Annotated in this window: 19 protein-coding genes; 10 read left to right on the top strand and 9 right to left on the bottom strand. The window is 63.0% G+C overall.

Going from position 1 to position 20,182, the window contains the following annotated elements; all coding sequences use genetic code 11:
- Nucleotides 1-219 precede the first annotated feature (219 nt).
- From dapA to AB5Y98_RS21150, 4 genes are all read left to right on the top strand, one after another.
- Nucleotides 220-1,092 carry a 4-hydroxy-tetrahydrodipicolinate synthase gene (gene dapA / locus AB5Y98_RS21165; RefSeq protein WP_368232874.1) on the top strand — a complete coding sequence of 291 codons (873 nt, stop codon included), beginning with the start codon at nucleotides 220-222 and terminating at the stop codon, nucleotides 1,090-1,092.
- A 94-nt stretch (nucleotides 1,093-1,186) separates the two neighbouring features.
- Nucleotides 1,187-2,827 carry a diguanylate cyclase gene (locus tag AB5Y98_RS21160; RefSeq protein ID WP_017788195.1) on the top strand — a complete coding sequence of 547 codons (1,641 nt, stop codon included), beginning with the start codon at nucleotides 1,187-1,189 and terminating at the stop codon, nucleotides 2,825-2,827.
- A 4-nt stretch (nucleotides 2,828-2,831) separates the two neighbouring features.
- Entirely contained in the window at nucleotides 2,832-3,935 is a 1,104-nt protein-coding gene (locus AB5Y98_RS21155) for an EAL and HDOD domain-containing protein (protein WP_010636011.1), read from the top strand.
- Between the two features lie 65 nt (nucleotides 3,936-4,000).
- The gene (locus tag AB5Y98_RS21150) at nucleotides 4,001-4,591 is read left to right on the top strand and encodes an HAD family phosphatase (protein ID WP_024943147.1); all 591 of its coding nucleotides are present in this window, start codon (nucleotides 4,001-4,003) and stop codon (nucleotides 4,589-4,591) included.
- A 146-nt stretch (nucleotides 4,592-4,737) separates the two neighbouring features.
- Here AB5Y98_RS21150 and hfq read toward each other — a convergent pair whose 3' ends face one another.
- Nucleotides 4,738-5,097 carry an RNA chaperone Hfq gene (gene hfq, locus AB5Y98_RS21145; protein WP_005305447.1) on the bottom strand — a complete coding sequence of 120 codons (360 nt, stop codon included), beginning with the start codon at nucleotides 5,095-5,097 and terminating at the stop codon, nucleotides 4,738-4,740.
- 177 nt (nucleotides 5,098-5,274) lie between these two features.
- On the opposite strand from hfq, the gene AB5Y98_RS21140 reads away from it, so the two are divergent.
- The 3 genes from AB5Y98_RS21140 to AB5Y98_RS21130 are packed head-to-tail and all read left to right on the top strand — an operon-like array spanning nucleotide 5,275 to nucleotide 8,763.
- A complete protein-coding gene (locus tag AB5Y98_RS21140) occupies nucleotides 5,275-6,555 on the top strand; it encodes a paraquat-inducible protein A (RefSeq protein ID WP_208200858.1) in 1,281 nt (426 codons plus the stop codon).
- Nucleotides 6,548-8,194, top strand: a complete 1,647-nt coding sequence (gene pqiB, locus AB5Y98_RS21135) for an intermembrane transport protein PqiB (protein ID WP_005305443.1) — start codon at nucleotides 6,548-6,550, stop codon at nucleotides 8,192-8,194. Before AB5Y98_RS21140 ends, pqiB begins: the two co-directional genes overlap by 8 nt.
- Nucleotides 8,194-8,763, top strand: a complete 570-nt coding sequence (locus AB5Y98_RS21130; RefSeq protein ID WP_026458902.1) for a membrane integrity-associated transporter subunit PqiC — start codon at nucleotides 8,194-8,196, stop codon at nucleotides 8,761-8,763. Before pqiB ends, AB5Y98_RS21130 begins: the two co-directional genes overlap by 1 nt.
- Nucleotides 8,764-8,848: 85 nt before the next feature.
- On the opposite strand, the gene ompA is transcribed toward AB5Y98_RS21130, so the two are convergent.
- On the bottom strand, nucleotides 8,849-9,907 hold the full coding sequence (ompA, locus tag AB5Y98_RS21125) for a porin OmpA (RefSeq protein ID WP_005305437.1): 1,059 nt from the start codon (nucleotides 9,905-9,907) through the stop codon (nucleotides 8,849-8,851).
- A gap of 232 nt (nucleotides 9,908-10,139) precedes the next feature.
- On the opposite strand from ompA, the gene AB5Y98_RS21120 reads away from it, so the two are divergent.
- Nucleotides 10,140-10,874 carry an ABC transporter substrate-binding protein gene (locus tag AB5Y98_RS21120; RefSeq protein WP_017782489.1) on the top strand — a complete coding sequence of 245 codons (735 nt, stop codon included), beginning with the start codon at nucleotides 10,140-10,142 and terminating at the stop codon, nucleotides 10,872-10,874.
- A 61-nt stretch (nucleotides 10,875-10,935) separates the two neighbouring features.
- Here the strand turns inward: AB5Y98_RS21120 and AB5Y98_RS21115 are convergent, their stop codons facing one another.
- Nucleotides 10,936-11,952 carry an SGNH/GDSL hydrolase family protein gene (locus AB5Y98_RS21115; RefSeq protein WP_005305430.1) on the bottom strand — a complete coding sequence of 339 codons (1,017 nt, stop codon included), beginning with the start codon at nucleotides 11,950-11,952 and terminating at the stop codon, nucleotides 10,936-10,938.
- A gap of 237 nt (nucleotides 11,953-12,189) precedes the next feature.
- Here AB5Y98_RS21115 and AB5Y98_RS21110 point away from each other — a divergent pair, with 237 nt between their 5' ends.
- A complete protein-coding gene (locus AB5Y98_RS21110; RefSeq protein WP_005305426.1) occupies nucleotides 12,190-12,570 on the top strand; it encodes a YgiW/YdeI family stress tolerance OB fold protein in 381 nt (126 codons plus the stop codon).
- 72 nt (nucleotides 12,571-12,642) lie between these two features.
- On the opposite strand, the gene mltC is transcribed toward AB5Y98_RS21110, so the two are convergent.
- From mltC to exeA, 5 genes are all read right to left on the bottom strand, one after another.
- A complete protein-coding gene (mltC, locus tag AB5Y98_RS21105; RefSeq protein ID WP_005305423.1) occupies nucleotides 12,643-13,743 on the bottom strand; it encodes a membrane-bound lytic murein transglycosylase MltC in 1,101 nt (366 codons plus the stop codon).
- A 93-nt stretch (nucleotides 13,744-13,836) separates the two neighbouring features.
- Entirely contained in the window at nucleotides 13,837-14,109 is a 273-nt protein-coding gene (locus AB5Y98_RS21100) for an oxidative damage protection protein (RefSeq protein WP_139748875.1), read from the bottom strand.
- 8 nt (nucleotides 14,110-14,117) lie between these two features.
- Nucleotides 14,118-15,179, bottom strand: coding sequence for an A/G-specific adenine glycosylase (mutY, locus tag AB5Y98_RS21095; RefSeq protein WP_368232873.1), 1,062 nt, complete (start codon nucleotides 15,177-15,179; stop codon nucleotides 14,118-14,120).
- A gap of 185 nt (nucleotides 15,180-15,364) precedes the next feature.
- The gene (exeB, locus tag AB5Y98_RS21090; protein ID WP_368232871.1) at nucleotides 15,365-16,048 is read right to left on the bottom strand and encodes a GspB family T2SS assembly factor variant ExeB; all 684 of its coding nucleotides are present in this window, start codon (nucleotides 16,046-16,048) and stop codon (nucleotides 15,365-15,367) included.
- On the bottom strand, nucleotides 16,048-17,691 hold the full coding sequence (gene exeA, locus AB5Y98_RS21085; RefSeq protein ID WP_368232869.1) for a type II secretion system protein ExeA: 1,644 nt from the start codon (nucleotides 17,689-17,691) through the stop codon (nucleotides 16,048-16,050). Before exeA ends, exeB begins: the two co-directional genes overlap by 1 nt.
- Before the next feature lie 271 nt (nucleotides 17,692-17,962).
- Between exeA and AB5Y98_RS21080 the strand changes: the two genes are divergently transcribed.
- Complete coding sequence (locus AB5Y98_RS21080; RefSeq protein WP_017765382.1) at nucleotides 17,963-19,201, top strand: multifunctional CCA addition/repair protein; 1,239 nt, start codon at nucleotides 17,963-17,965, stop codon at nucleotides 19,199-19,201.
- 87 nt (nucleotides 19,202-19,288) lie between these two features.
- Here the strand turns inward: AB5Y98_RS21080 and AB5Y98_RS21075 are convergent, their stop codons facing one another.
- A complete protein-coding gene (locus AB5Y98_RS21075) occupies nucleotides 19,289-20,167 on the bottom strand; it encodes a hypothetical protein (protein ID WP_368232957.1) in 879 nt (292 codons plus the stop codon).
- Nucleotides 20,168-20,182: the final 15 nt, after the last annotated feature.

Below are 20,182 nucleotides of genomic sequence, written 5' to 3'. Positions count from 1 at the left end.
TGCCGTGTTCCCGAAATATGCCCAGACACCATTTTTTGAGCAGAGATGACGCAATGCGGTTCAACGGGTTGAAACGAAAGCATAAAAAAAGCCTGACATTCGGGCCTGCCGACGTTCGCGCGTAACCTCTCATCCCTGAGCAGATTCAAACCCCGGTTGCGCACATCGTACCGGGGTTTTTTATTGCCACATTCATGAGTCAACGGAGAAGGAAATTCCATGTTCAAAGGTTCAATCGTCGCCCTGATTACCCCCTTTCGACAGGGCAAGCTGGATGAAGAGGCGTTGGCGCGTCTGGTGGAGTGGCATATCGAACAGGGGACCCACGGCATAGTGCCGGTGGGCACCACGGGCGAGAGTCCGACCCTGACCCACGACGAGCATTGCCGCGTGGTGGAGCTGGTGGTCAAACTGGTGGCTGGCCGCATCCCGGTGATCGCCGGGGCCGGTTCCAACAACCCGGTTGAAGCCATCGAATATACCCGCTATGCCGAGCAGATGGGGGCCGATGCCACCCTGCACGTGGCCGGTTACTACAACCGTCCCAATCAGGAGGGGCTCTATCACCACTTCAAGGCGGTGCACGACGCCACCAGCAAGCCCATCATCGTCTACAACATCCCGCCGCGCGCCATCGTCGACGTGCAGCCGGCAACCCTGGCCCGCCTGGCCGAGCTGCCGCGCATCGCCGGGGTGAAGGATGCGACCGGCGATCTGGCCCGCCCCTGGGTGGAGCGCCAGCTGATCAAGAAGTCGTTCGCCTGGCTCTCCGGTGAGGATGCCACCGCCGTGGCCTACAACATCGGCGGCGGTCAGGGTTGTATCTCGGTGACGGCCAACGTGGCCCCCAGGCTGGTGGCCGAGGTGCAGAACCTGGCGCTGGCCGGCCAGTGGCAAGCTGCGCGTGAACTGCAAGACAAACTCATTCCGCTGCATCAGGCGATGTTTGCCGAGCCGAGCCCGGCCGGTGCCAAGTATGCCGTCTCCCTGCTGGGCTTTTGCAGCGAGGAGTGCCGCCTGCCGGTGATGCCGCTCTCCGAGGCAACGCGTACCCGCATCCGCGAGGCGATGCACGCCTTGAATTTGTTATAAAAAATGGGCTCTGGATCGCGCTTTTGACTGGCCAGTCAATTAAAGTGCAGGCTTTGTCGATATACTCGCTTGGATACAACCAAGGATGGCAGGCATGCAGGAATGGGATCCAGAGCACTTCACCAGCTTTGAACACCTCTGTGAAGTGACACTGGCGGCAATCAGGGAAAAAACCGAAGCCGAACAGATCTATTTGTGGCTGCGCGCCCCCGAGTCGCAGCTCTACAGCTTCCAGCTCGATCAGGGACTGGTCAGCCTGACGGCCGATGCCGTCGCCCCCCTCAAGTTACCGATCCTCTTCATCGAACACGCCCTCGACAAGGGACAACTGATGGTGGAGCCGCTCGCCCAGCACAACGAGCTCTGGGAAACGGTCGAACCACAGACGGTGCGCCTGCGCGCCTGTTTCCCGCTCAAGCGCCACAAGGGGTTGGAGGCCGTGGTCTACCTGGAGACCCGCCGCCGCATCGATCGCCTGCCCCGGCGCCAGCAACAAGGCATCCAGCTGTTGATGCACTATCTTGCCGCCGAGCTCGAGAGCCGGCTGCTGGCCAGCCAGGTCGATCTGGAGCGGGATCAGCGGTTGCACACCCAGGCCGACCTCATCCGCAGCCAGGCGCTGCAAGGCTCCTTCCTCAGCATGCTGCAGGCGCTGCACCAGGTGGGAGTCAAGCTGGCGCGTTGTGACAGTGAACACCAGCTGCTGCACGATGCGGTGGCGCTGGCTCGTCAGGAGCTGCAGTTCGACCGCATCGCCATCTTCCTGGTGGATGCCGAGTTCAAGACCATGCACGGCACCTGGGGCACCAACGAGGTGGGTGAGCTGATCGACGAGCACCACTTCATCAGCCCGATCCCTGATCACCCCACGGTGCAGGAGGCGCTGCGCCGCAAGGATTATGTGCTGGTGCTGGAGGATGCGCCGCTCTACTACGAAAAGCAGGAGGTGGGGCGTGGCTGGAATGCCATGGTCTCGCTGTGGGACGGGGCCACTCCCATCGGCTGGATCGCCGCCGACAACCTGCTGTGGCGCCGGCCGCTCAAGGCTTATCAGAGCGAGATCTTCAAGCAGTATGCCGCCATGCTCTCCCAGTTGCTGATCCGCCAGCGTACCCAGGCGGCGCTTGAACGTTTCAACCGCGAGCTGGAGCAGCGGGTCAGCGAGCGCACCATGCAGCTGGCGGAGAGCAACCGGGCGCTGGCGGAGGCCAACAAACGGCTCTCCATGCTGTCGCTGGAAGATCCCCTCACCGGAATCGCCAACCGCCGTCAGTGGGATCTCACCATGCAGCGGGAGTGGGAGTGGGCGCGCCGGCACCAGAGTCTGCTGGCGGTGCTGATGATCGACGTGGACGAGTTCAAGTCCTACAACGACCACTTCGGCCATGCCAAGGGGGATCAGTGTCTGCAGCAGGTGGCCGCCCTGCTGCAGGATGCGGAACGGCGGCGTACCAACCTGGTGGCGCGTTACGGCGGCGAAGAGTTCGTGATCCTGCTGTGCGGCCCGCAACCCGGTGAGGCGGAGCGGCTGGCGGAACAGATTCACCAGGGGCTCAGTGAATTAAAAATCCCGCATCCAGCCTCCCGAGTTGCTGATTTCATTACGGTTAGCATAGGCTTTAGCTATCTGGTTCCCTCGCTGGATGGAACATGGCAGAGCCTGACCGAACAGGCCGATCAGGCGCTCTATCATGCCAAATCGCAGGGGAGGGCGTGTACGCTAGCCTATCGGTGAGCCCATGTTGTTACGTCGTTATCCCATCTTCAACCGTCGTCTCGCTCTCGTGGCCTATGGCATTGACTACCAGCTTGCCGACCCTGCCGAATGGCCCCTGCTGGCCGCCCAGTGCCGGTTGCTGGCTCAGGGGCGCCAATATCTGCTGCCCTTCACCCACGAACAGCTCGATGAGCTGCGCCCTCTGCTGTTCGATCAGGACACCATTCCACTGGTAGAGGCTTCGGCCGAACGGTTGCCCACCTCTTTTCCCGTATTGGAGCAGTGGCGCGACTATCGGCGCCGGCTGGCGGTGCACGGTGCCCAGCGCGAGCAGCGCTGGCTCAGCGCCTCCCGTCTGCTGGTGTTCTGGATGGGGGAGGAGGGGATCCGTCAGCCGACCGAACACAAGCGGATGGCCCTCGGCATCGAGAGCTGGGGGGATTTTCTGCCGCTCAAGGAGGCAGGGGTCGACTTCTTCGCCGGCGGCTTCCTGGCGCGCCCCGAGCTGGTTAACCAGCGCGCCGCCCAGCCGGACATGAAGCTGGTGCAGGAGATACTGCAGCTCATCTGTCACGAGGAGTTCTCCTTCGCCCGGGTGGCGACCCTGCTGCAGCAGGATGCCTGGCTGCCGGGGCAGCTGTTGAGCTACGTCAACGCCCCCGGTTTCGATCATGCCAGCCCCATCGTCTCGGTTAACCGGGCGCTCTCCTATCTGGGGGAGCAGGAGATCCGCAAATTCGTGCTCATCTACGGATTGGCCAGGGTCAGCCAGCACATCCCGGAGGCCTGTACCCGCATGGCCATTGCCCGCGGTCGCTTCTGCGAGTTGATCGCCCTGAGCGCGCTCGGCAAGTCCGCCGCCAGCTGGGCCTTCCTGGTGGGGTTGGTGCTGGACGGCTCGCTGCTCTCCGAACAGCTCAAGGCCCATCTGCCCAAGGACGTGAAGCGAGCGCTGGAGTCTCGTGAGGGACCGCTGTTTCATCTGTTTCAGCTGGTGAAGTGCTATGAACAGGGCGACTGGCCACTGCTGGCCCAGCTGGCGCCTACTTATCAACTGGACCCCGCCAAACTGACTCCCATCTATTTTCAGGCACAAATGTGGGGGCAAGCGTTTCTCGCCACCTAGGCCGTGGCGAGGGAGAGGGGCTCTGGCTAGAATGGGGGCCCTTTTTCAGACACGGATCCCGCACCATGACCCTCTCCGGCTTTCAAGGCCTGGTATTCGACCTCGACGGCACCCTGGTGGACTCCATGCCGCTGCACCTCGCCGCCTGGGCACACACGGCCCGGGAGTTTGGCTTTCACTTCGACCCCGACTGGTTCTATGAACTGGGTGGCATGCCGAGCCGCAAGATAGCCCTGCTGGTGGCCGAGCAGCAGCAGATCGCGCTGGATCCGCTCATCGTGACCCGTTGCAAGACCGAGCACTACGTGGCCAACCTGCACAAGGCAACCGTCTTCCCGGCCATGCAGACACTGGTCGAGCGTTACCATGGCCGCATCCCCATGGGGATAGGCACCGGTTCACCGCGGGTCAATGCCGCCGCCGTGTTGCGCAATACCGGGCTGGATCGCTACTTCTCCGTGGTGGTGACGGCCGATGATGTCGAGCTGCACAAACCCCACCCGGATACCTTCCTGCTGGTGGCCAGCAAGCTGGGGGTCGATCCGGCGGGTTGTCTGGTGTTTGAGGATACGGGGATTGGCGTACAGGCCGGTCAGGCTGCGGGGATGCAGACCTGCATGGTCAGGGAGGGCAGACCGGTCGGCTTGCAGTATTGAAGCTGCCGCATTGAATCCGGGCAGAGTGCGTCATCATTGGCGCTGAGGTAGAAAGTCCATTCCCATACGGGACTGTCATGACAAATGGGAATGGACTCGGTCACCCTCTGACGCAGCGATGGTCGCGGGGTGACATGGGCATGGCCTTACTGGTCGCTGTTGCCGCCCTGGTTGTCGTCGTAACGACCGGGTGCGCCGTGGGGGCGCGGCGCCATGGAGACGCGAGGCTTGCGAGCACGCTGGATATTGACCTGCGGCCGGCCGGAGTGCATGGCGATGGTGGAGATCTTGGCCTTGTAGACCAGCTGCTGGTTGCCGTGGGCATCGGTCAGCAGCACGCTGTACTGGTCGAAACCGCTGATGGTCCCCTCCAGCTTGATGCCGCTCACCAGGAAGATGGCGACCTGACTGCGGTTTTTGCGCAACCAGTTGAGGGCAGAATCTTGCCCGTTCCCGAGGGAGAAGGCTTGCTCGATCGTGGAGTAGCTTGGGGATTCAGTTGTCATAAATTATTGTCCCGCGGAAAAAAAGTGGCGTTTGATTGTGCTAAATGGTCACTTGCTTGTCAAAGTCATTCTCACGCCCGGTCGGGGTGGTGCAATGAGAGGGCTGGTCGGCACGGGCCGCTGCTGTAATAATTGGCGGTTCTGGCCCCGTGGCGGGCCTCATGCTGGGGTTTCATCTTGCATCCGGTTTCACACCAACATCAACCCACCTATACCCATGACGCCACCGCGTGCGAAGAGTGCGACCTGCTGGTGCCAGCCACCACGCTGGCCGTGGGGGAGGCGAGCAGCTGTCCGCGCTGCGGTCATACCCTGAGCCGCCATCTGCCGGAACAGGAGCGCAGGCCCATCGCCTACGGCTTTGCGGCCATCATCATGTTCGTGCTCTCCAACGCCTTTACCTTCATGTCCTTCTCCGCCAAGGGGGTGGGGCAGGAGATGACCTTCCTGCAGTGCATCACCACCCTGGTGGATCAGGGCTACCTGTTCCTCGGGGCCGTGCTGAGCCTGACCCTCATCGGCCTGCCACTGGTCTACATGGGCTCCATCATGCTGGTGTTGTGGCGCCTCGACAAGGATCTGCACAGCAATGCCCTGCGCTCTCTCGGCCGGTTGTTGTGCCGGATCAAGCCTTGGCTGATGGTGGATGTCTTCCTCATCGGGGTGCTCATCTCCCTGGTCAAACTGATGGGGATGGCCGACATCAAGATGGGCTTGTCGTTCTGGGCGTTCGTCGGCTACACCCTGCTGCTGATCAAGATGATCTCGTCGCTGGACCGGATGTGGCTGTGGCAGCGGTTGTTCGGAGCGAGCGAACTGCATGGGGTGACTGTGGATGACGACGAGGCCAGCGCCAAGAGCGCCGGTCTGGTGGGTTGCCACATCTGCGGCGCCCTGAGCGAGGCCGGTGCCGACAGCTGCAAGCGTTGCGGCGAGCACCTGCACAGCCGTAAACCGGGCGGGCTGAACCGTACCTGGGCCCTGCTCTTTACCTCCATCATCCTCTACGTGCCGGCCAACCTTTATCCCATCATGGATACCGTCTTCCTCGGGGATGACAGCCCCTCCACCATTCTGGGCGGGGTGCTGGTGCTGTGGGCCATGGGCTCCTATCCCATCGCGGCGGTGATCTTCTTCGCCAGCGTGGTGGTGCCGCTGGTGAAGATCCTGGCGCTGTTGTGGCTCTGTTACATGGTGCAGCGCGGGCAGGGTACCTCGCCGCTCGGCAAGCTCAAGCTCTATCGCATGACTGAATTTGTGGGGCGCTGGTCGATGATCGACGTCTTCGTGGTGGCCATCCTGGCGGGTCTGATCCGGCTCGACAACCTGATGACCATCTATCCGGGCCCTGCGGCCGTCGCTTTTGCAGGTGTGGTGCTGGTGACCATGGTGGCAGCCATGAGTTTCGATTCCCGCCTGATCTGGGATTTACAACAAGGAGAACGCGAACGTGAGTGAGCGTAAGAAGAGGTGGAAACCTGGCTCGGACTTTCTGAGCTCGGCCGCCGCAATCTGGATGGTGCCGCTGCTGGCGCTGTTCATCGGGATCTGGATGCTGTTCCAGCACTGGTATTCGCAAGGTCCCAGCTTCACCCTGACGGTGGCAACGGCCGAAGGGATAGTGGCGGGCAAGACCATGATCCGCTCCCGCGAGGTGGAGGTGGGTCGCATCGAGGCGGTGGAGCTCAGCGATGACTACAGCCACGCGGTGCTGAAGGCCCGCCTGACCAACGCCGCCGCCGGCATGCTCAAGAAGGACAGCCAGTTCTGGGTGGTCAAGCCGCGGGTGGGACGCGAAGGGGTATCGGGCCTAGGCACCCTGCTCTCCGGCGCCTATATCGAGCTGGCCCCCGGCAAGAAGGGCAAGGCGCGCGATGAGTACGCCATGCTGGACAAGCCGCCACTGGCCTCGCAGGATGCCAAGGGGCTGCGATTATCGCTGAGCAGCCGGGATACCCGGGCACTCGGAGTGGGTTCGCCCATCAACTACCAGGGCTTCACCATAGGCCAGGTGGAAGAGGCGAAGTTCCTGCCCGAGAAGAGCGAGATGCAGTACCAGATCTTCATCAATGCCCCCTATGACGTGCTGGTGAGCAGCAACTCCCGCTTCTGGATGACCCCGGGTTTCGAGGTCTCCATGAGCAGCGAGGGGATGAAGGTGAAGATGGATTCGCTGGAGAGCCTGCTGGACGGCGGCATCACCATGGGGCTGCCCCCTGGCTGGGCACCCGGTGAGCCGGTCAAGCAGATGGACGACTTCACTCTGTTCCAGGATCAGGCCAGCGTGCTGGCCGGTAGCCTGGATCAGTTCATCGACTACGTGTTCCTGTTCGAGGACAGCGTCGGTGGCCTGCACCCGGGCGCGGCGGTGGAGTATCGCGGCATCCGGGTCGGTACCGTCATCTCGGCGCCCTATCTCATCGACGAGAAAGGGGTGCAGATGTTCCAGAGCCGGCAGATCCCGGTACTGGCGAGGATCGAGGTGCAGCGTCTCTCCCACCGCTATGCCAACGCGGAGAAGGAGCAGTGGCGCGCCCTGTTCGGCAAGCAGTTCAAGGAGGGGTTGCGGGCGACGCTCAAGACCTCCAGCCTGCTGACCGGGGGCAAGGTGGTGGATCTGAACTTCTACCCCGATGCGCCCAAGTTCCAGCCCACCAAGCTGGCGGGCTATCAGGTATTCCCGACCGTGCAGGCAGGGCTGGATCAGATCGAACGCAAGGTGAACCAGATCCTCGACAAGTTCGTCGACATGGACACCGCCCAGACCCTGAACCAGGTCAACCACACCCTGGCGACCCTGGATCAGACCCTGAAGAATGTCAGTGCGTTGAGTGCCAACCTGAACAAGTTCACCGGTCAGAGCGCGACCCAGCAGTTGCCGGCGTCCCTCAACGACAGCCTGAAACAGCTGCAGAGCACGCTGCAGGAGTATGATGCCAACTCCCAGACCAACCAGGATCTGCGGCAGTCGGTGCAGTCGCTCAACCAGCTGATGCGCGAGTTGCAACCGTTGGTACATTCGCTCAACGAGCAGCCGAGCTCGTTGATTTTCGATCGGGCTCGTCCCCGTGATCCCGAGCCCAAGCGAGGTCAATGATGAAGAAACGGATGATGACGCTGGCCTTGCTGGGCCTGCTGGCGGGTTGCAGCGCGGCACCGACGCAGCTGCACTACTACTCTCTCGACGCCGAGGCGCAGCAACCGGCCGCCGTGGTGGCGCAGCCGCAGCATCAGTTGGTGCTCAAACCTGTCTCTCTGTCCGGCCAGCTGGATCGGATGAGCCTGGTCTATCAGCTGGAGGGCAAGGAGCTGCACTTCGCCGAGTACCATCGTTGGGCGGGGTCGCTGGATGCCCAGCTCGATCAGCTGACCCTGAACGGCCTCTCCAGCCGCTTGCCGGGATGGGTGGTGCGGCAGGACGGAGCCCGCAAGGGGCCGGTGCTGACCATCTCGGTGGAGCGCTTCCAGGGCCGCCACGACGGTCGCGCCGTGCTGAGCGGCCGCTGGCGCCTGCTGACCGAAGAGGGCTCTGTCCTGCGTGACGTCCCCTTCCAGCAGGTGCGGGTGCTGCCTGCCGATGGCTACGGCACTCTGGTGAGCGAACTGGGGGCTGGCTGGCAGCAACTGCTCGACCAGATTGCGGCCGAGGTGCGCAAGAGTGCCTGACGCTGTACCGATGCACTGACTCAAAATGAAACGGGAGGCCTTGGCCTCCCGTTTTTCATTCGTGGCCGTCAGCCACGCTTGAGGATCACTGCTGAACTTCCGAGATCCCTTCGACCTTGACCTCGACCCGGCGATCCGGGGCCAGGCAGACGATCAGCTCGCGCTTGGACTTGCTGGTGCAGCTGTCGCCGGTGACCGGATTGCCCTTGCCACGACCTTCTACGTTGACCTTGTCTGCCGGCAGACCCTTGCCGACCAGGTAGTCGGCGACGGTCCTGGCACGCTGCTCGGAGAGCTTCTGGTTGTAGGCATCGGAACCGATGCGGTCGGTGTAGCCGATCACGGTGGCGACGCCATCCTTGGGTCTGGCCTGCTCGATCTGGCTGTAGAGGTTATCCAGCGCCTGACCACCGGCCGGCTTGAGGGTCGCCTTGTTGAAGTCGAACAGCACGTCCGAGCTCAGGGTGAACTGCTTGTCGACCATCACGGGTTCGGGGGCCGGAGCCGGCATCGGCGCCGCCACCACGGGGGCGACCTGGCCGAAGCGATAGACCACGGCGACCGCCAGCAGGCCGTTGTCGAGTTCGGCCCCGGTCTTGTCGAGCGAGTTGTCGCCGAGCGGGGTGGTGTATTGGTACTCGAGGCGGGCGGCCCAGTCACGGTTGAAGGCGTATTCCGCCCCCAACGCCCCGACAAAGGCGGCGCCGTTGTCATTGTCGAACTGCTTGCTGTCGGTCCAGGCGTAGGCGCCACCGAGGCGGGTATAGAGATCCAGGCTGTCACTGACCGGCATGCCGATCTTCATGGTGAGCTGGGCCAGCTGGGCTTTTATCTCGTCCCGGCCGATGTCGGTGGGGATCAGCTTGTCGGTCGCCGTGTATTTGTACTTGCCGAGCCAGTCGTAACCCAGTTCGAAGCCCAGGTTCTGGTTGACCTGATAGCCGAGGAAGGCGCCGGCGCCGACATCGTTCTTGTCCTCTTCGCTGATGGCGTAGTTGTCCTTGATGTCCTGGTTGTGATCGACGCCATAGAAGTTGGACCAACCCAGCTTGGCACCGCCATACCAGGTGTTGTCCTGTCCGGCTGCCTGGGCGTTGGCAGCAAGCAAGCCTGAAACCAGCAAGGTAATCAGTGTTTTATTCATGTTGAGCCTCTGCAATTTCATATTGTTGAGGGGAGGTTGACGGGGTAGCCTCTCCTTATGGGTCGGGCTTATAGCACAGCCACAACAGAGTAAGGGTAGTCGCTTTCCCCGGGTTCTCAAGCAACTGATATAAAACATAATGTGATTTTCATCGCCGCAATTTGCCGCCGTGATTTGCGCTCTGCCGAGGGGGCGCAATAGTTAATCGAGGCGGGTCTGCAGCGAGGTGAGCATGAACATCAGGTGGATATGGCTGTGCTGGGCGTTATGGCTGGTGCCGGGCTGGGCGGCCGAGACCCTGCAGGTGGTGACCGAAGACTATGCCCCCTACAACTATCTGGAAGAGGCCGAGGTCAAGGGGCTGGGCACCGAGGTGGTGGAGGCCATGCTGGAAGAGGCCGGCTTCGAATACAGTCTGGACATCTACCCCTGGGCGCGGGCCATCTCGCTGGCGCGCAGCCGTCCCAACGTGCTCATCTACAGCATCAGCCGCTTCCCAGAACGGGAGGCGCAGTTCCAGTGGATCGGGGTGATAGCGCGTATCGACTTCCATGTCTTCGCCCTGGCCAAGCGCGACGATATCAAGCCCTTTAGCCAGCTGTCACAGGCGCGAGCCTGGTCCATCGGCACGGTGCGCAACGACGCGCTGGAGCAGTACCTCATCAGCCGCAATTTTTCCAATCTGCAGCGCAACAACAACCATGAAGCCAATCTGCTCAAACTGTTGATGGGGCGCATCGATCTCTGGCCGGTGTCGCAGGAGACGGCCTACTACTATGCGCGCCAGGCGGGCTATGGGCCGTCCACCCTCAAGATAGTGCACGACATCGAGGATTTTACCGGGGGGGATCTCTACGTGGCGGCGAGTCTGAAAACCTCGCCCGAGGTGGTCAAGCGGTTGCAGGAGGCGCTGGCCACCATCAAGCAGAACGGCATCTACGACGGCATCGTGAAGCGCTACCGCTGAGCCGTGCTGGCCTGTGAGGGCTGCGCAACAAAAAGGGCCGACTGTCGTCGGCCCTTTGTCATCAGTGGGCGAGGAACTCGTACTGAGCCTCGATGAAGGCACCGGCCCGCTCGCTCAGGGCGGCGTGCACGACGGTGGTGGGGTGAACCTGATCCCAGAACATCTTGCCTTCGCAGTCGAGGGTGCTGGCGCTGCGCCGCACCATGGGGCTGGCCACGGCCTGTGCCAGCAGCGGGTTGCCGGCGATGGCGAGGCGTTCCTGCGGGTTGAAGGCGGAGAGGCTGCTGTCGCTGGCGACACTGGTGGCACTGCGGGAGGCAAACGGCTTCCATACATAGCCGCCGCCGTAGCAGGCGTTCTCGGTGTCGCTCAGGCCGAAGTTCTGCGGCTCGCGCAGCATCTCGGCGAACTGCTTGTCGATCTCGAACAGCTTGACGATGCCGGTGGGGGCCAGCTGGCGTGCCAGGTTCAGCAGCAGCTGGTTGTGGTAGGCGGAGACATGGCTGGCCGCCTCGACCACCTTCTGGCTGCGGGCCGAGGGGTTCTGGCCCAGATCCGGCAGGTTGAACAGCAGAATCTGCTTGGCGCCATTCAATACCATGCGGTTGGCCGCATCGCTGATGGCGTCGCGCACCCGCTTGGCATCCTGCTCGGTGTTCCAGCCATAGGCCAGGTAGTCGTTGGCGCCGACCCAGAGGATCACCAGATCATCGGGTTTGAAGCTGTCCTTTTGCAGGAACTGGGTCACCTCGTAATCCAGGTTGTTGATGACCTGATACTTGGGATTCCAGGAGATCTTGTTGTAGGCCACCGCGGTGGCGCCCCCTTCCGCCTCGTTGGCGATGGTCAGCCCCGGGAACTGCCGGGTCAGCTGCTCCAGCCAGACCGGCCCGTTGGAGAAGCGGCCCTGATAGTAGGGAGGGCTGGAGGGGAGATAACCGCGCATCTTGCTGTACATCTTGCCGGTATCGGAGAGGCTGTCGCCAAACATCACGATCCGGGAGAAGGCGGGACGACTGTCGGCTGCCTGAACTGTCAGCGCGAAGAGTCCCAGTAAACACACAAACCATTTCTTCATCTTGTTGTTCTCATTGATTGGAAGCAGGTGGTGCCTGCAGGCTGTTCCTCGATAGGCAAAGGTGCTGGGAAGCTGTTTTGCCATTTTGCAGGGTATAAGGCCGAATTTTATTTCGCAGCAGTGCGGGCTGATTAAATCGATTACGGTCACATCCCCTTCACCCAGATGGGGAGGCTTCACGTTTGTTTCACGCCCCGGCAGGCAGACTGCACCTGTACCCAATGACAGGAGCATGAAATGAACAAGGCAAGCGTAATCGGTCTGTTGACCCTGATGTCCATCTCTTCTTTCGCCATGGCGGCCTATACCGGCCCGCAGGAGCAGAACAAGGTGTCCGTCGCGCAGTTGAAGGATCTGGCCGATGACAGTTGGGCCACCCTGGAAGGGAAGCTGGTCAAGCACCTGGGCGGCGAGAACTACCTGTTCCGCGACGCCAGTGGCGAGGTGGAAGTGGAAGTGGATCAAGACGTGTGGCGTGGTACCGAAGTGGGCCCGGACGATCTGATCCGCATCCGTGGCGAGGTGGACCACAGCTGGAACAAGACCGAAGTGGAGGTGGAGAAGCTGGAGAAGGTAGGCGCCGCCCCGCAGAGCAAGGGCGGTTTCATCGCCAAATAAGGGTTGGCTCCGCACGCCAGACGTAACAAGGGCGCCTCCATGAGGCGCCCTTTTGCATATCGTATCCCGGCGTCAGCCGGTGCGGGCCAGCGTGCGCTTGAACCCCTTCTCGGCCTGATTGACCTTGTAGAGATAGCGCCTGGCTTCCGCCTTGGGGTGCTGCTCGGTCAGGATCTGGTAGACCGCCTCGGGCGAGAGCTGGTTGATCATGCCGGGCGCCGCCTTGCGGTCGCTGGAGAAGGTGTTGAGCACCCCGCCGGCACCGCCGTTGTAGGCGGAGATGACGGCGTAGCGACGCGAGCGCGGATCCTGGATATCCACCAGATAGACTGTCTGCAGCAGGTGCAGGTAGGCGGTCCCGACGTCGATGTTGTAGGCCGGGTTGAACAGGTCCTCCCGGGTCGGCTGGCCACTCTTGCCCTTGACCCGCACGTAGACGTCCCGCCCGGCGGTGGCCGGGATCACCTGCATCAGGCCGTAGGCGTTGGCATGGCTGACCGCATAGGGGTTGAAGCTGCTCTCGGTCTTGATCACCGCGTAGATCAGGCTCTCCGCTACCCCGTACTTGCGGGAGGCTTCCCGGATCAGGCTGGCGTACTTGTAGCCCCGCCGGTCCTCGTGGTTGGCCACCATGGGGATGTCGACGAAGAAGATGGTACGGATGCCCAGGGTGCGCTTCTTCATCGCCGTGTTGAGCAGGTAGTCGGCATAGCGCTCGGCACGCCAGTCGAAGCGGATCGGCTGGCCCTGGTTGTCCAGCACCTGACCGTAGAGGAAGGGCTCGCCGCCGGGCAGGATCTCGGCGTCGGAGTAGAGATCCACTTCCGCTGGATCGTCCGGAGTGAGCAGGGTCTCGATGATGGCGCGGCGCAGGTGGGAGCGCGGGTCGATGCCGGAGACGGTCTCGACCATGATGTGGCCGCTGGAGAAGTCGATGTGGGCCCGGCTCTTGTATTGATCCGTGTATTTGACGTAGTCAAACTTGCCCGCAAACAGCGCCTCACGCCCCCAAATCTCGTTCACGTTGTGGGAGAGCGCACTGATCATGTGTTCAAAGCCGCGGATGTCCTTGCCGTTGACGAGATCGTCATCCTCGTTGCCATTGGGCTTGGGGGAGGATGAGCAGGCAGAGAGAAACAGCAGGGTGCACAGCAGCCAGAAAATTCGGCCCATAGAGTCCTCAAACTGGGCGGCGGGCCGCCCGTCACTTCCGTCGTTGCCGTGAGTCGACGGGGCCGGCCTGCGCAGGCCGGTCCCGTTCACGGGTTATTTGCTGGGCGGGGTATAACCGTCGATGGCCACTTCACCCGCTTCAAACAGGTAGTTCACCATCTCTTGCTCCAGCAGCTGGCGATGCTCGAGGTTCATCATGTTCAACTTCTTCTCGTTGATCAGCATCACCTGCTTCTTCTGCCACTCGGTCCAGGCTTCCTTGCTGATGTTGTCAAAAATGCGCTTGCCGAGTTCACCGGGGTAGAGCTGGAAATCGAGACCCGGGCCCTCTTTTTTCAGGCGCTGGCAAAATACGGTACGGCTCATGTTGACCTCTATGGTTGTAAGTCCGGATAGGCGAGCAGACGGGCCGTGGCGGCCGCCAGACCCACCTCTACAGGATGGCGTAAGTTATACCAGAGTCGGTTATCCGCTTCCATGAGCAGGGGGGCCGGCGGCGCGTCGGTTTCGATCAGCATGGGCCTGATGTCGAGGTGAAAGTGGCTGAAAGTATGGCGAAAACCGGCCAGTTCGCGGGGGTCGCTGCCGGTCAGGCCGAGCCGCTGCAACAGCCCTGCCACCTCGGCGTCCGACTCCACCTGGGGGAAGCAGTAGAGCCCGCCCCAGATCCCCTGCGGCGGCCGCTTCTCCAGCAGCAGCTGATCGCCGTGGCGGATGAGCAGCATGATGCCGGTACGGGCCGGGATGCTCTTCTTGGGCTTGCTGTTGGGGTAGGCGGTGGGGTTGCCCTGCGACAGCCCCTGGCAATCCTCCCGCACCGGGCAGCGCTCGCAAGCGGGCTTGCTGCGGGTGCAGACGGTGGCCCCCATGTCCATCATGGCCTGGTTGTAGTGGGCCACCCCGAGCTTGGGGGTGAGGCGGATGGCCAGCTCCCACAGATCGTTTTCTACCTGCTTCTGGCCGGGCCAGCCGGGCAGGGCCAGCCAGCGGGTGAGTACCCGCTTCACGTTGCCATCCAGGATGGCGTGGGGCTGGCCAAGGGAGAGGGAGAGTACGGCGCCCGCGGTGGAGCGGCCGATCCCCGGCAGCGCCATCACCTCCTCCAGCCGCTCCGGAAAGAGGCCGCCATGGAGGTCGCGGATCTGCTGGGCCGCCTTGTGCAGGTTGCGGGCGCGGGCGTAATAGCCGAGCCCGGTCCAGTGGTGCAGCACCTCGTCGATGGGGGCATCGGCCAGCGACAGCACGTCGGGAAAGCGGGCCATGAAGCGCTGATAGTAGGGAATGACCGTAGCGACCTGGGTCTGCTGCAGCATGATTTCCGAGACCCAGACCCGGTAGGGGGTCTTCTCCTGTTGCCAGGGCAGGGTCTTGCGACCGTGGAGCTGATACCAGTCCAGGATCCTGGTGGCGAAGGTCGCGTTATCTGAGTTGTTCACATTATGCTCACACTATTGATTTAAAACTAAATTGACTAACGTGTAGCGGTCTTGGCGCTGATACCAGTGCAACGCCCGGTTGGCGAAGGTGGTGTTGTTCGGATTGCTCACTTTGTTCTCATGTCATTGATTAAAAAGGGGAGCTCTCAGGCTCCCTCTTGAAATGGCGGTGGCATGCGCGCGGTTCAGCCGCGCCAGTCCTGCAGCGCCTTGAGGCTGGCATTCTGCCCACCCACCTGCAGGATGATGTAATCCTGGGCGATGGCGAGCAGGGTGACGCTGGGGGCAACCTCGCTCCCTTCCCGGTAGGTGCGTCCGTTGAGAGTAACGGCCCGCCTAGCCGGGTTGGAGGAGAAGACGTGGGTGCCGTAGGCCAGCGGCGGCACCTGCTGGCGGAGCGCCTGCGGCAGGGCGCTGAGCGGCGTGGCATGTAGTTCTTCCGGTACCTGCGGCGGCGCGCCCTGCTCCTGCAACGGAGTGTTGTTGAGGGCGTTGAGGATGCGCTCGGCCAGTCCCTGGCTGCTGTCGGCAGGCGCCGGTGAAGGCTGTGCATCGACCTTGGGGGTGACCACGGGTTCGGGCGGCGGCGGTGGCAGCGGCCGGGTGATCATCAGTTTGGGCTCGACCCGCACGAAGGGGGGCGTCACCACCTCCTTCACCTCCACCGTCTTCTCGATGGGGCGGTTGTTGAGCAGGTGCCAGCCATAGTTGGCGGCGGCCCCCATCACCAGCGCCAGCGGGGCCAGCAGCCACCAGATCCAGCGCCTGGGTTGTTCCTCATCCTGGCTGACCGGCAGCCCCATCGCCGGAATGTGCGGGGTGAACTGGGGCTGATCGGCCCGCCGCAGCGCCTTGAGCAGGGTGGACATCAGGAAGCCTCCTCCGACAGTGTGTTGATGGTATCATCCTCTGCCGGATTCAGCTTGGCCGGCTTGCTGGCTCGCTGGGCGTCATCCTCCAGCTTCGGCATGGGTTCGCCGGCCATCACGTTGAGGCGCAGCAGGGTGTTGCTGCCGGCGATGCCGTCCGGAGTCAGTCCCTGCTCGCGCTGGAACTGCTGCAGCTTGGTCTTGAGCTCGGCATCGAAGCGACGGACCTTGCGATCCGGCTGCTGCAGGGCCCGGCTGAGGGCGTTGTCGAGCCACTGCACCTGAGTTGGGCCTGCGTTGTTGCCGATCAGGGTGATGCCCCCCTTGGGCATGCGCCACAGCAGGGTGTAGCTGCCGCCCCAGTAATCGCTCAGCCACTGCCGGTCTACCTGCCAGCTCTGGTTGCCGATGAGCAGGTTGGCCTTGTCGGGGCCGAGGTTGACCAGGGTGGCGTAATAGGTGCCGCCGGTCTCGTCGGTCAGGCTGACGAGGGCGGGATACTGCAGGGCCTGCAGATCGGCCAGGGAAGCTTCCCCCTCCTGGCAGCGCAGGCCGGCGCGCGGTGCGTTGTCGCAGGTCGCCTCTTCCAGCTCGGTCTGGTAGCCCCACACCTTGTAGAGATTCTGCATGGCGCTGTCCGGCTCCAGCGCCTGATTGATGGCGCGGGTCAGCTGCTCCTGCTGTTCCGGGGTGTCGTCCACTTTGACCGGCACCTCCACCGTCACCACCGGGCGGGTCGGGAAGACGCCGAAGAACTGCCAGCCCCACCAGCCGGTGGCCACCAGCAAGGCGCCAACCAGCGCCACCATCAGGCCGGACTGCCAGGTGCCCTCGTCACGGATGCCGCTCACTTCGAAGGCCGCCAGGCTGATGTCGCCGTGCACTATCTTGTGGCTGCCGCGGGCGAAGGCGGCGATCAGGGCGCGGTCGCAGATGAGGTTGATGAGGCGCGGAATGCCGCCGGAGAGGCGGTGCAGGGTCTGGATAGCTTTGGGGGTGAAGATGGGCTGCACGCAGCCGGCCACCTGCAGACGAAAGCGGACATAGGCGTCCACGTCCTGGCAGGAGAGCGGCAGCAGGTGGTAGCGGGCGGTGATGCGTTGAGCCAGCTGGCGCAGCAGGGGCTGGCGCAGCATCTGCTGCAGCTCGGGCTGGCCGATGAGCACCACCTGCAGCAGCTTCTTCTCGTCGGTCTCCAGGTTGGTGAGCAGGCGCAGCTGTTCCAGCACGCCGGGCAGCAGGTGCTGGGCTTCGTCCACCAGTACCACGCTGCGCTTGCCTGCCGCCAGATTGGCCAGCAGGTGATCGCGGATAAGGTCGAACAACTGCTTGAGGCCGGCATCCTGGTCATAGCCCAGCTGGAACTCGTCGCAGATGGCCGCCAGCAGATCGCGTTCGGTCAGGGATGGATTGAGGATGTAGGCGATCTCGGTCTCTGCCGGCAACTGCTGCAACAGGCAGCGGGAGACGGTGGTTTTGCCGGTGCCCACTTCCCCGGTCAGCAGCACGAAGCCGCCCCCATCCTGCAACCCGTAGTTGAGGTGGGCGAGGGCTTCCCCGTGCCGTTCACTCATGTAGAGGTATTTGGGATTGGGCGAGATGGAGAACGGGTGCTCCGACAGACCGAAGAACTGTGTGTACATAAGGATCCATTCCGTTGTTATGGGCGGCAGGTTAAAGCCTCCCCCAAGGGATGTCAAAGACCCGGATGCCATAAGGGGGGCCAGCGCACACCCTGATCTCCCGGTGGGAAAATCAGGGCTGCGGCCATGGCGGCTGGCGGTGGGAAAAAGGGCCTGTGAGTATCGACGGCGTCCCGCCAACCGGGCTCGCATGGCATCTATGTCGGGCCGGGAATAGTCTCCATCGGCCAAACCGGTATAATCGGGACAGGTTTATCAAGGGAGACAGAGCTTGCAGACTTATCTGGTTGGGGGCGCGGTGCGGGATCGCCTGCTGGGATTGCCGCAGGGGGACAGGGATCACCTGGTGGTCGGGGCGACCGTGGAACAGATGCTGGCGCTGGGTTTTACCCAGGTGGGCCGCGACTTTCCCGTGTTTCTGCACCCCAAGACCCAGCAGGAGTACGCGCTGGCCCGCACCGAGCGCAAGCAGGGGCAGGGTTACACCGGCTTCGTCTGCCACGCTTCGCCGGAGGTGACGCTGGAGCAGGATCTGCTGCGCCGGGATCTCACCGTCAACGCCATCGCCGAAGATGAGGCGGGCCAGCTGCACGATCCCTATGGCGGCATCGAGGATCTGAAACAACGGGTGTTGCGCCACGTCTCCCCCGCCTTTGCCGAAGATCCGCTGCGCATCCTGCGGGTGGCCCGCTTCGCCGCCCGCTTCCACGCCCAGGGTTTCGTGGTGGCTCCCGAGACGCTGGCGCTGATGCGCGAGATGACCGAGGCCGGTGAGCTGGCCCACCTGACCCCGGAGCGGGTCTGGAAGGAGCTGGAGAAGGTGCTGCTGGGGCCGACCCCGCAGGTGTTCTTCGAGGTGCTGCGCGAGTGCGGCGCTCTGGCCGCTCTGTTCCCCGAGCTGGACGCCCTGTTCGGGGTGCCGGCCCCCGCCAAGTGGCACCCGGAGATCGATACCGGCATCCACACCATGATGGTGCTGGCGCAGGCTTGTCGGCTTTCGCCGGAGCTGGCGGTGCGCTTCGCGGCGCTGTGCCACGACTTTGGCAAGGGGCTGACCCCGCCGGAGTTCTGGCCGAGCCACCACGGTCACGGCCAGAAGGGGCTGCCGCTCATCCGCGACTTCTGCGAGCGCTTCCGGGTACCGAACGAGTGTCGTGACCTGGCCCTGCTGGTGAGCGACCTGCACACCCATATCCACATCGCCTTCGAGCTCAAGCCCGCGACCCTGCTCAAGGTGTTCGACAAGGCCGACGCCTGGCGCCGGCCAGAGCGCTTCGCCCAGCTGCTGGATGCTTGCCGGGCCGACTTCCACGGCCGTACCGGCTTCGAGGAGCGGGTCTATGCCGAACCCGACTATGTGGCGCAGGCGCTGGCGGCCGCCCAGGCGGTGCCGGTGAAGGAGATAGTGGCGGCCGGCTTCAAGGGGGAGGCCATTCGCGAGCAGCTGGCCAAGCGCCGGCTCGATGCCATCAGCCGGGTGCGCGACGAGTGGACCTTCCTCGAGGATTGACGAGGCATGGAGACGAGGCATGGACAAAAAAGCCCGGGTCAGTAACCCGGGCTTTTTCATGGTCGCGCCAGCATGGCGGATGGCCGCCTAGTCACCGGGACCGAAGCGCTCATGCATCGGGTCGTAGAAGTATGCCTGGTAGTTGAAGTCGATCCCCTTGATGTAGGGGTTTTCCAACCGGAACAGCCGGCGGGTATTGAGGTGGGCGAAGCTGAGGGAGGGCTTGAATGCTTTCAGCCAGAGCGCCTGCAGGGAGCCGTCGCGCCAGGCGGCCTTGAGCCCCTGCTGCACCCGGTCGATGGCCTGCCGGTTGCCGTTGTGGGTGAAGAAGACCCGGGGCAGGGGATAGTAGAGGGCCAGGCTCTCATCCATAATCAGCCCTTCCACCTCCTTGTGGTTCAGCATCTCCTGAGGCAACTCGTTGATCCCGCGGCAGAAAAGATCGAAACGGCCGCGAGCCACCATCTTGAACAACTGCTCGTAGCCCTCCACCTCCAGCACCTTGAAGCCGGCCCGGCGCAGGATCTCTACGTCGAGCCAGCCCTTGCCTTGGCCGATGTCGAAGCGCTTCAGCTCATCCAGGCTGGTGGCCTTGGCAACCTCATCCTTGCGGGTGGGGCTGACAAAGCAGATGCGGTAGCTGACGATGCCGATATGGATGGGGAAGCGCACATAGTCGATGCCGCTCATGTCCCGATCGGCGCGATAGCTGTCCATGGCGAACAGGTTGGGGTAGTGGTTGAAGCGCAGGCTGACCCACATCCGGGCCAGGGTCATGGGGGGGGCGGCCTGCATCCGGTAGTCACCATGGCTGGCGCGGGTCTTCTCCAGCGCCAGGCGCAGGACCTCACGATCATAGGTGCTTCTGGGGTCGTGCTCGCTCTCCGGACTCATATAGGTGAACAGGGTCGGGCCGGCCAGCACGGGCATGGCCGTCAGCAGGGCGAGCAGCGGGGTCCAGTGCATCATGCGCTCCTGTGA

It is taken from the genome of Aeromonas sp. s3 (assembly GCF_040907805.1).
GTDB classification, from domain to species: Bacteria; Pseudomonadota; Gammaproteobacteria; order Enterobacterales; family Aeromonadaceae; genus Aeromonas; species Aeromonas dhakensis.
This window is presented reverse-complemented; position numbering and strand designations above follow the sequence as displayed.

Bases quoted from the DNA above. Each gene is read 5' to 3' on its own strand.
- dapA (WP_368232874.1), top strand. From the start codon at position 220: ATGTTCAAAGGTTCAATCGTCGCCCTGATTACCCCCTTTCGACAGGGC.
- AB5Y98_RS21160 (WP_017788195.1), top strand. From the start codon at position 1,187: ATGCAGGAATGGGATCCAGAGCACTTCACCAGCTTTGAACACCTCTGT.
- AB5Y98_RS21155 (WP_010636011.1), top strand. From the start codon at position 2,832: ATGTTGTTACGTCGTTATCCCATCTTCAACCGTCGTCTCGCTCTCGTG.
- AB5Y98_RS21150 (WP_024943147.1), top strand. From the start codon at position 4,001: ATGACCCTCTCCGGCTTTCAAGGCCTGGTATTCGACCTCGACGGCACC.
- hfq (WP_005305447.1), bottom strand. From the start codon at position 5,097: ATGACAACTGAATCCCCAAGCTACTCCACGATCGAGCAAGCCTTCTCC.
- AB5Y98_RS21130 (WP_026458902.1), top strand. From the start codon at position 8,194: ATGAAGAAACGGATGATGACGCTGGCCTTGCTGGGCCTGCTGGCGGGT.
- ompA (WP_005305437.1), bottom strand. From the start codon at position 9,907: ATGAATAAAACACTGATTACCTTGCTGGTTTCAGGCTTGCTTGCTGCC.
- AB5Y98_RS21120 (WP_017782489.1), top strand. From the start codon at position 10,140: ATGAACATCAGGTGGATATGGCTGTGCTGGGCGTTATGGCTGGTGCCG.
- AB5Y98_RS21115 (WP_005305430.1), bottom strand. From the start codon at position 11,952: ATGAAGAAATGGTTTGTGTGTTTACTGGGACTCTTCGCGCTGACAGTT.
- AB5Y98_RS21110 (WP_005305426.1), top strand. From the start codon at position 12,190: ATGAACAAGGCAAGCGTAATCGGTCTGTTGACCCTGATGTCCATCTCT.
- mltC (WP_005305423.1), bottom strand. From the start codon at position 13,743: ATGGGCCGAATTTTCTGGCTGCTGTGCACCCTGCTGTTTCTCTCTGCC.
- AB5Y98_RS21100 (WP_139748875.1), bottom strand. From the start codon at position 14,109: ATGAGCCGTACCGTATTTTGCCAGCGCCTGAAAAAAGAGGGCCCGGGT.
- exeB (WP_368232871.1), bottom strand. From the start codon at position 16,048: ATGTCCACCCTGCTCAAGGCGCTGCGGCGGGCCGATCAGCCCCAGTTC.
- exeA (WP_368232869.1), bottom strand. From the start codon at position 17,691: ATGTACACACAGTTCTTCGGTCTGTCGGAGCACCCGTTCTCCATCTCG.
- AB5Y98_RS21075 (WP_368232957.1), bottom strand. From the start codon at position 20,167: ATGCACTGGACCCCGCTGCTCGCCCTGCTGACGGCCATGCCCGTGCTG.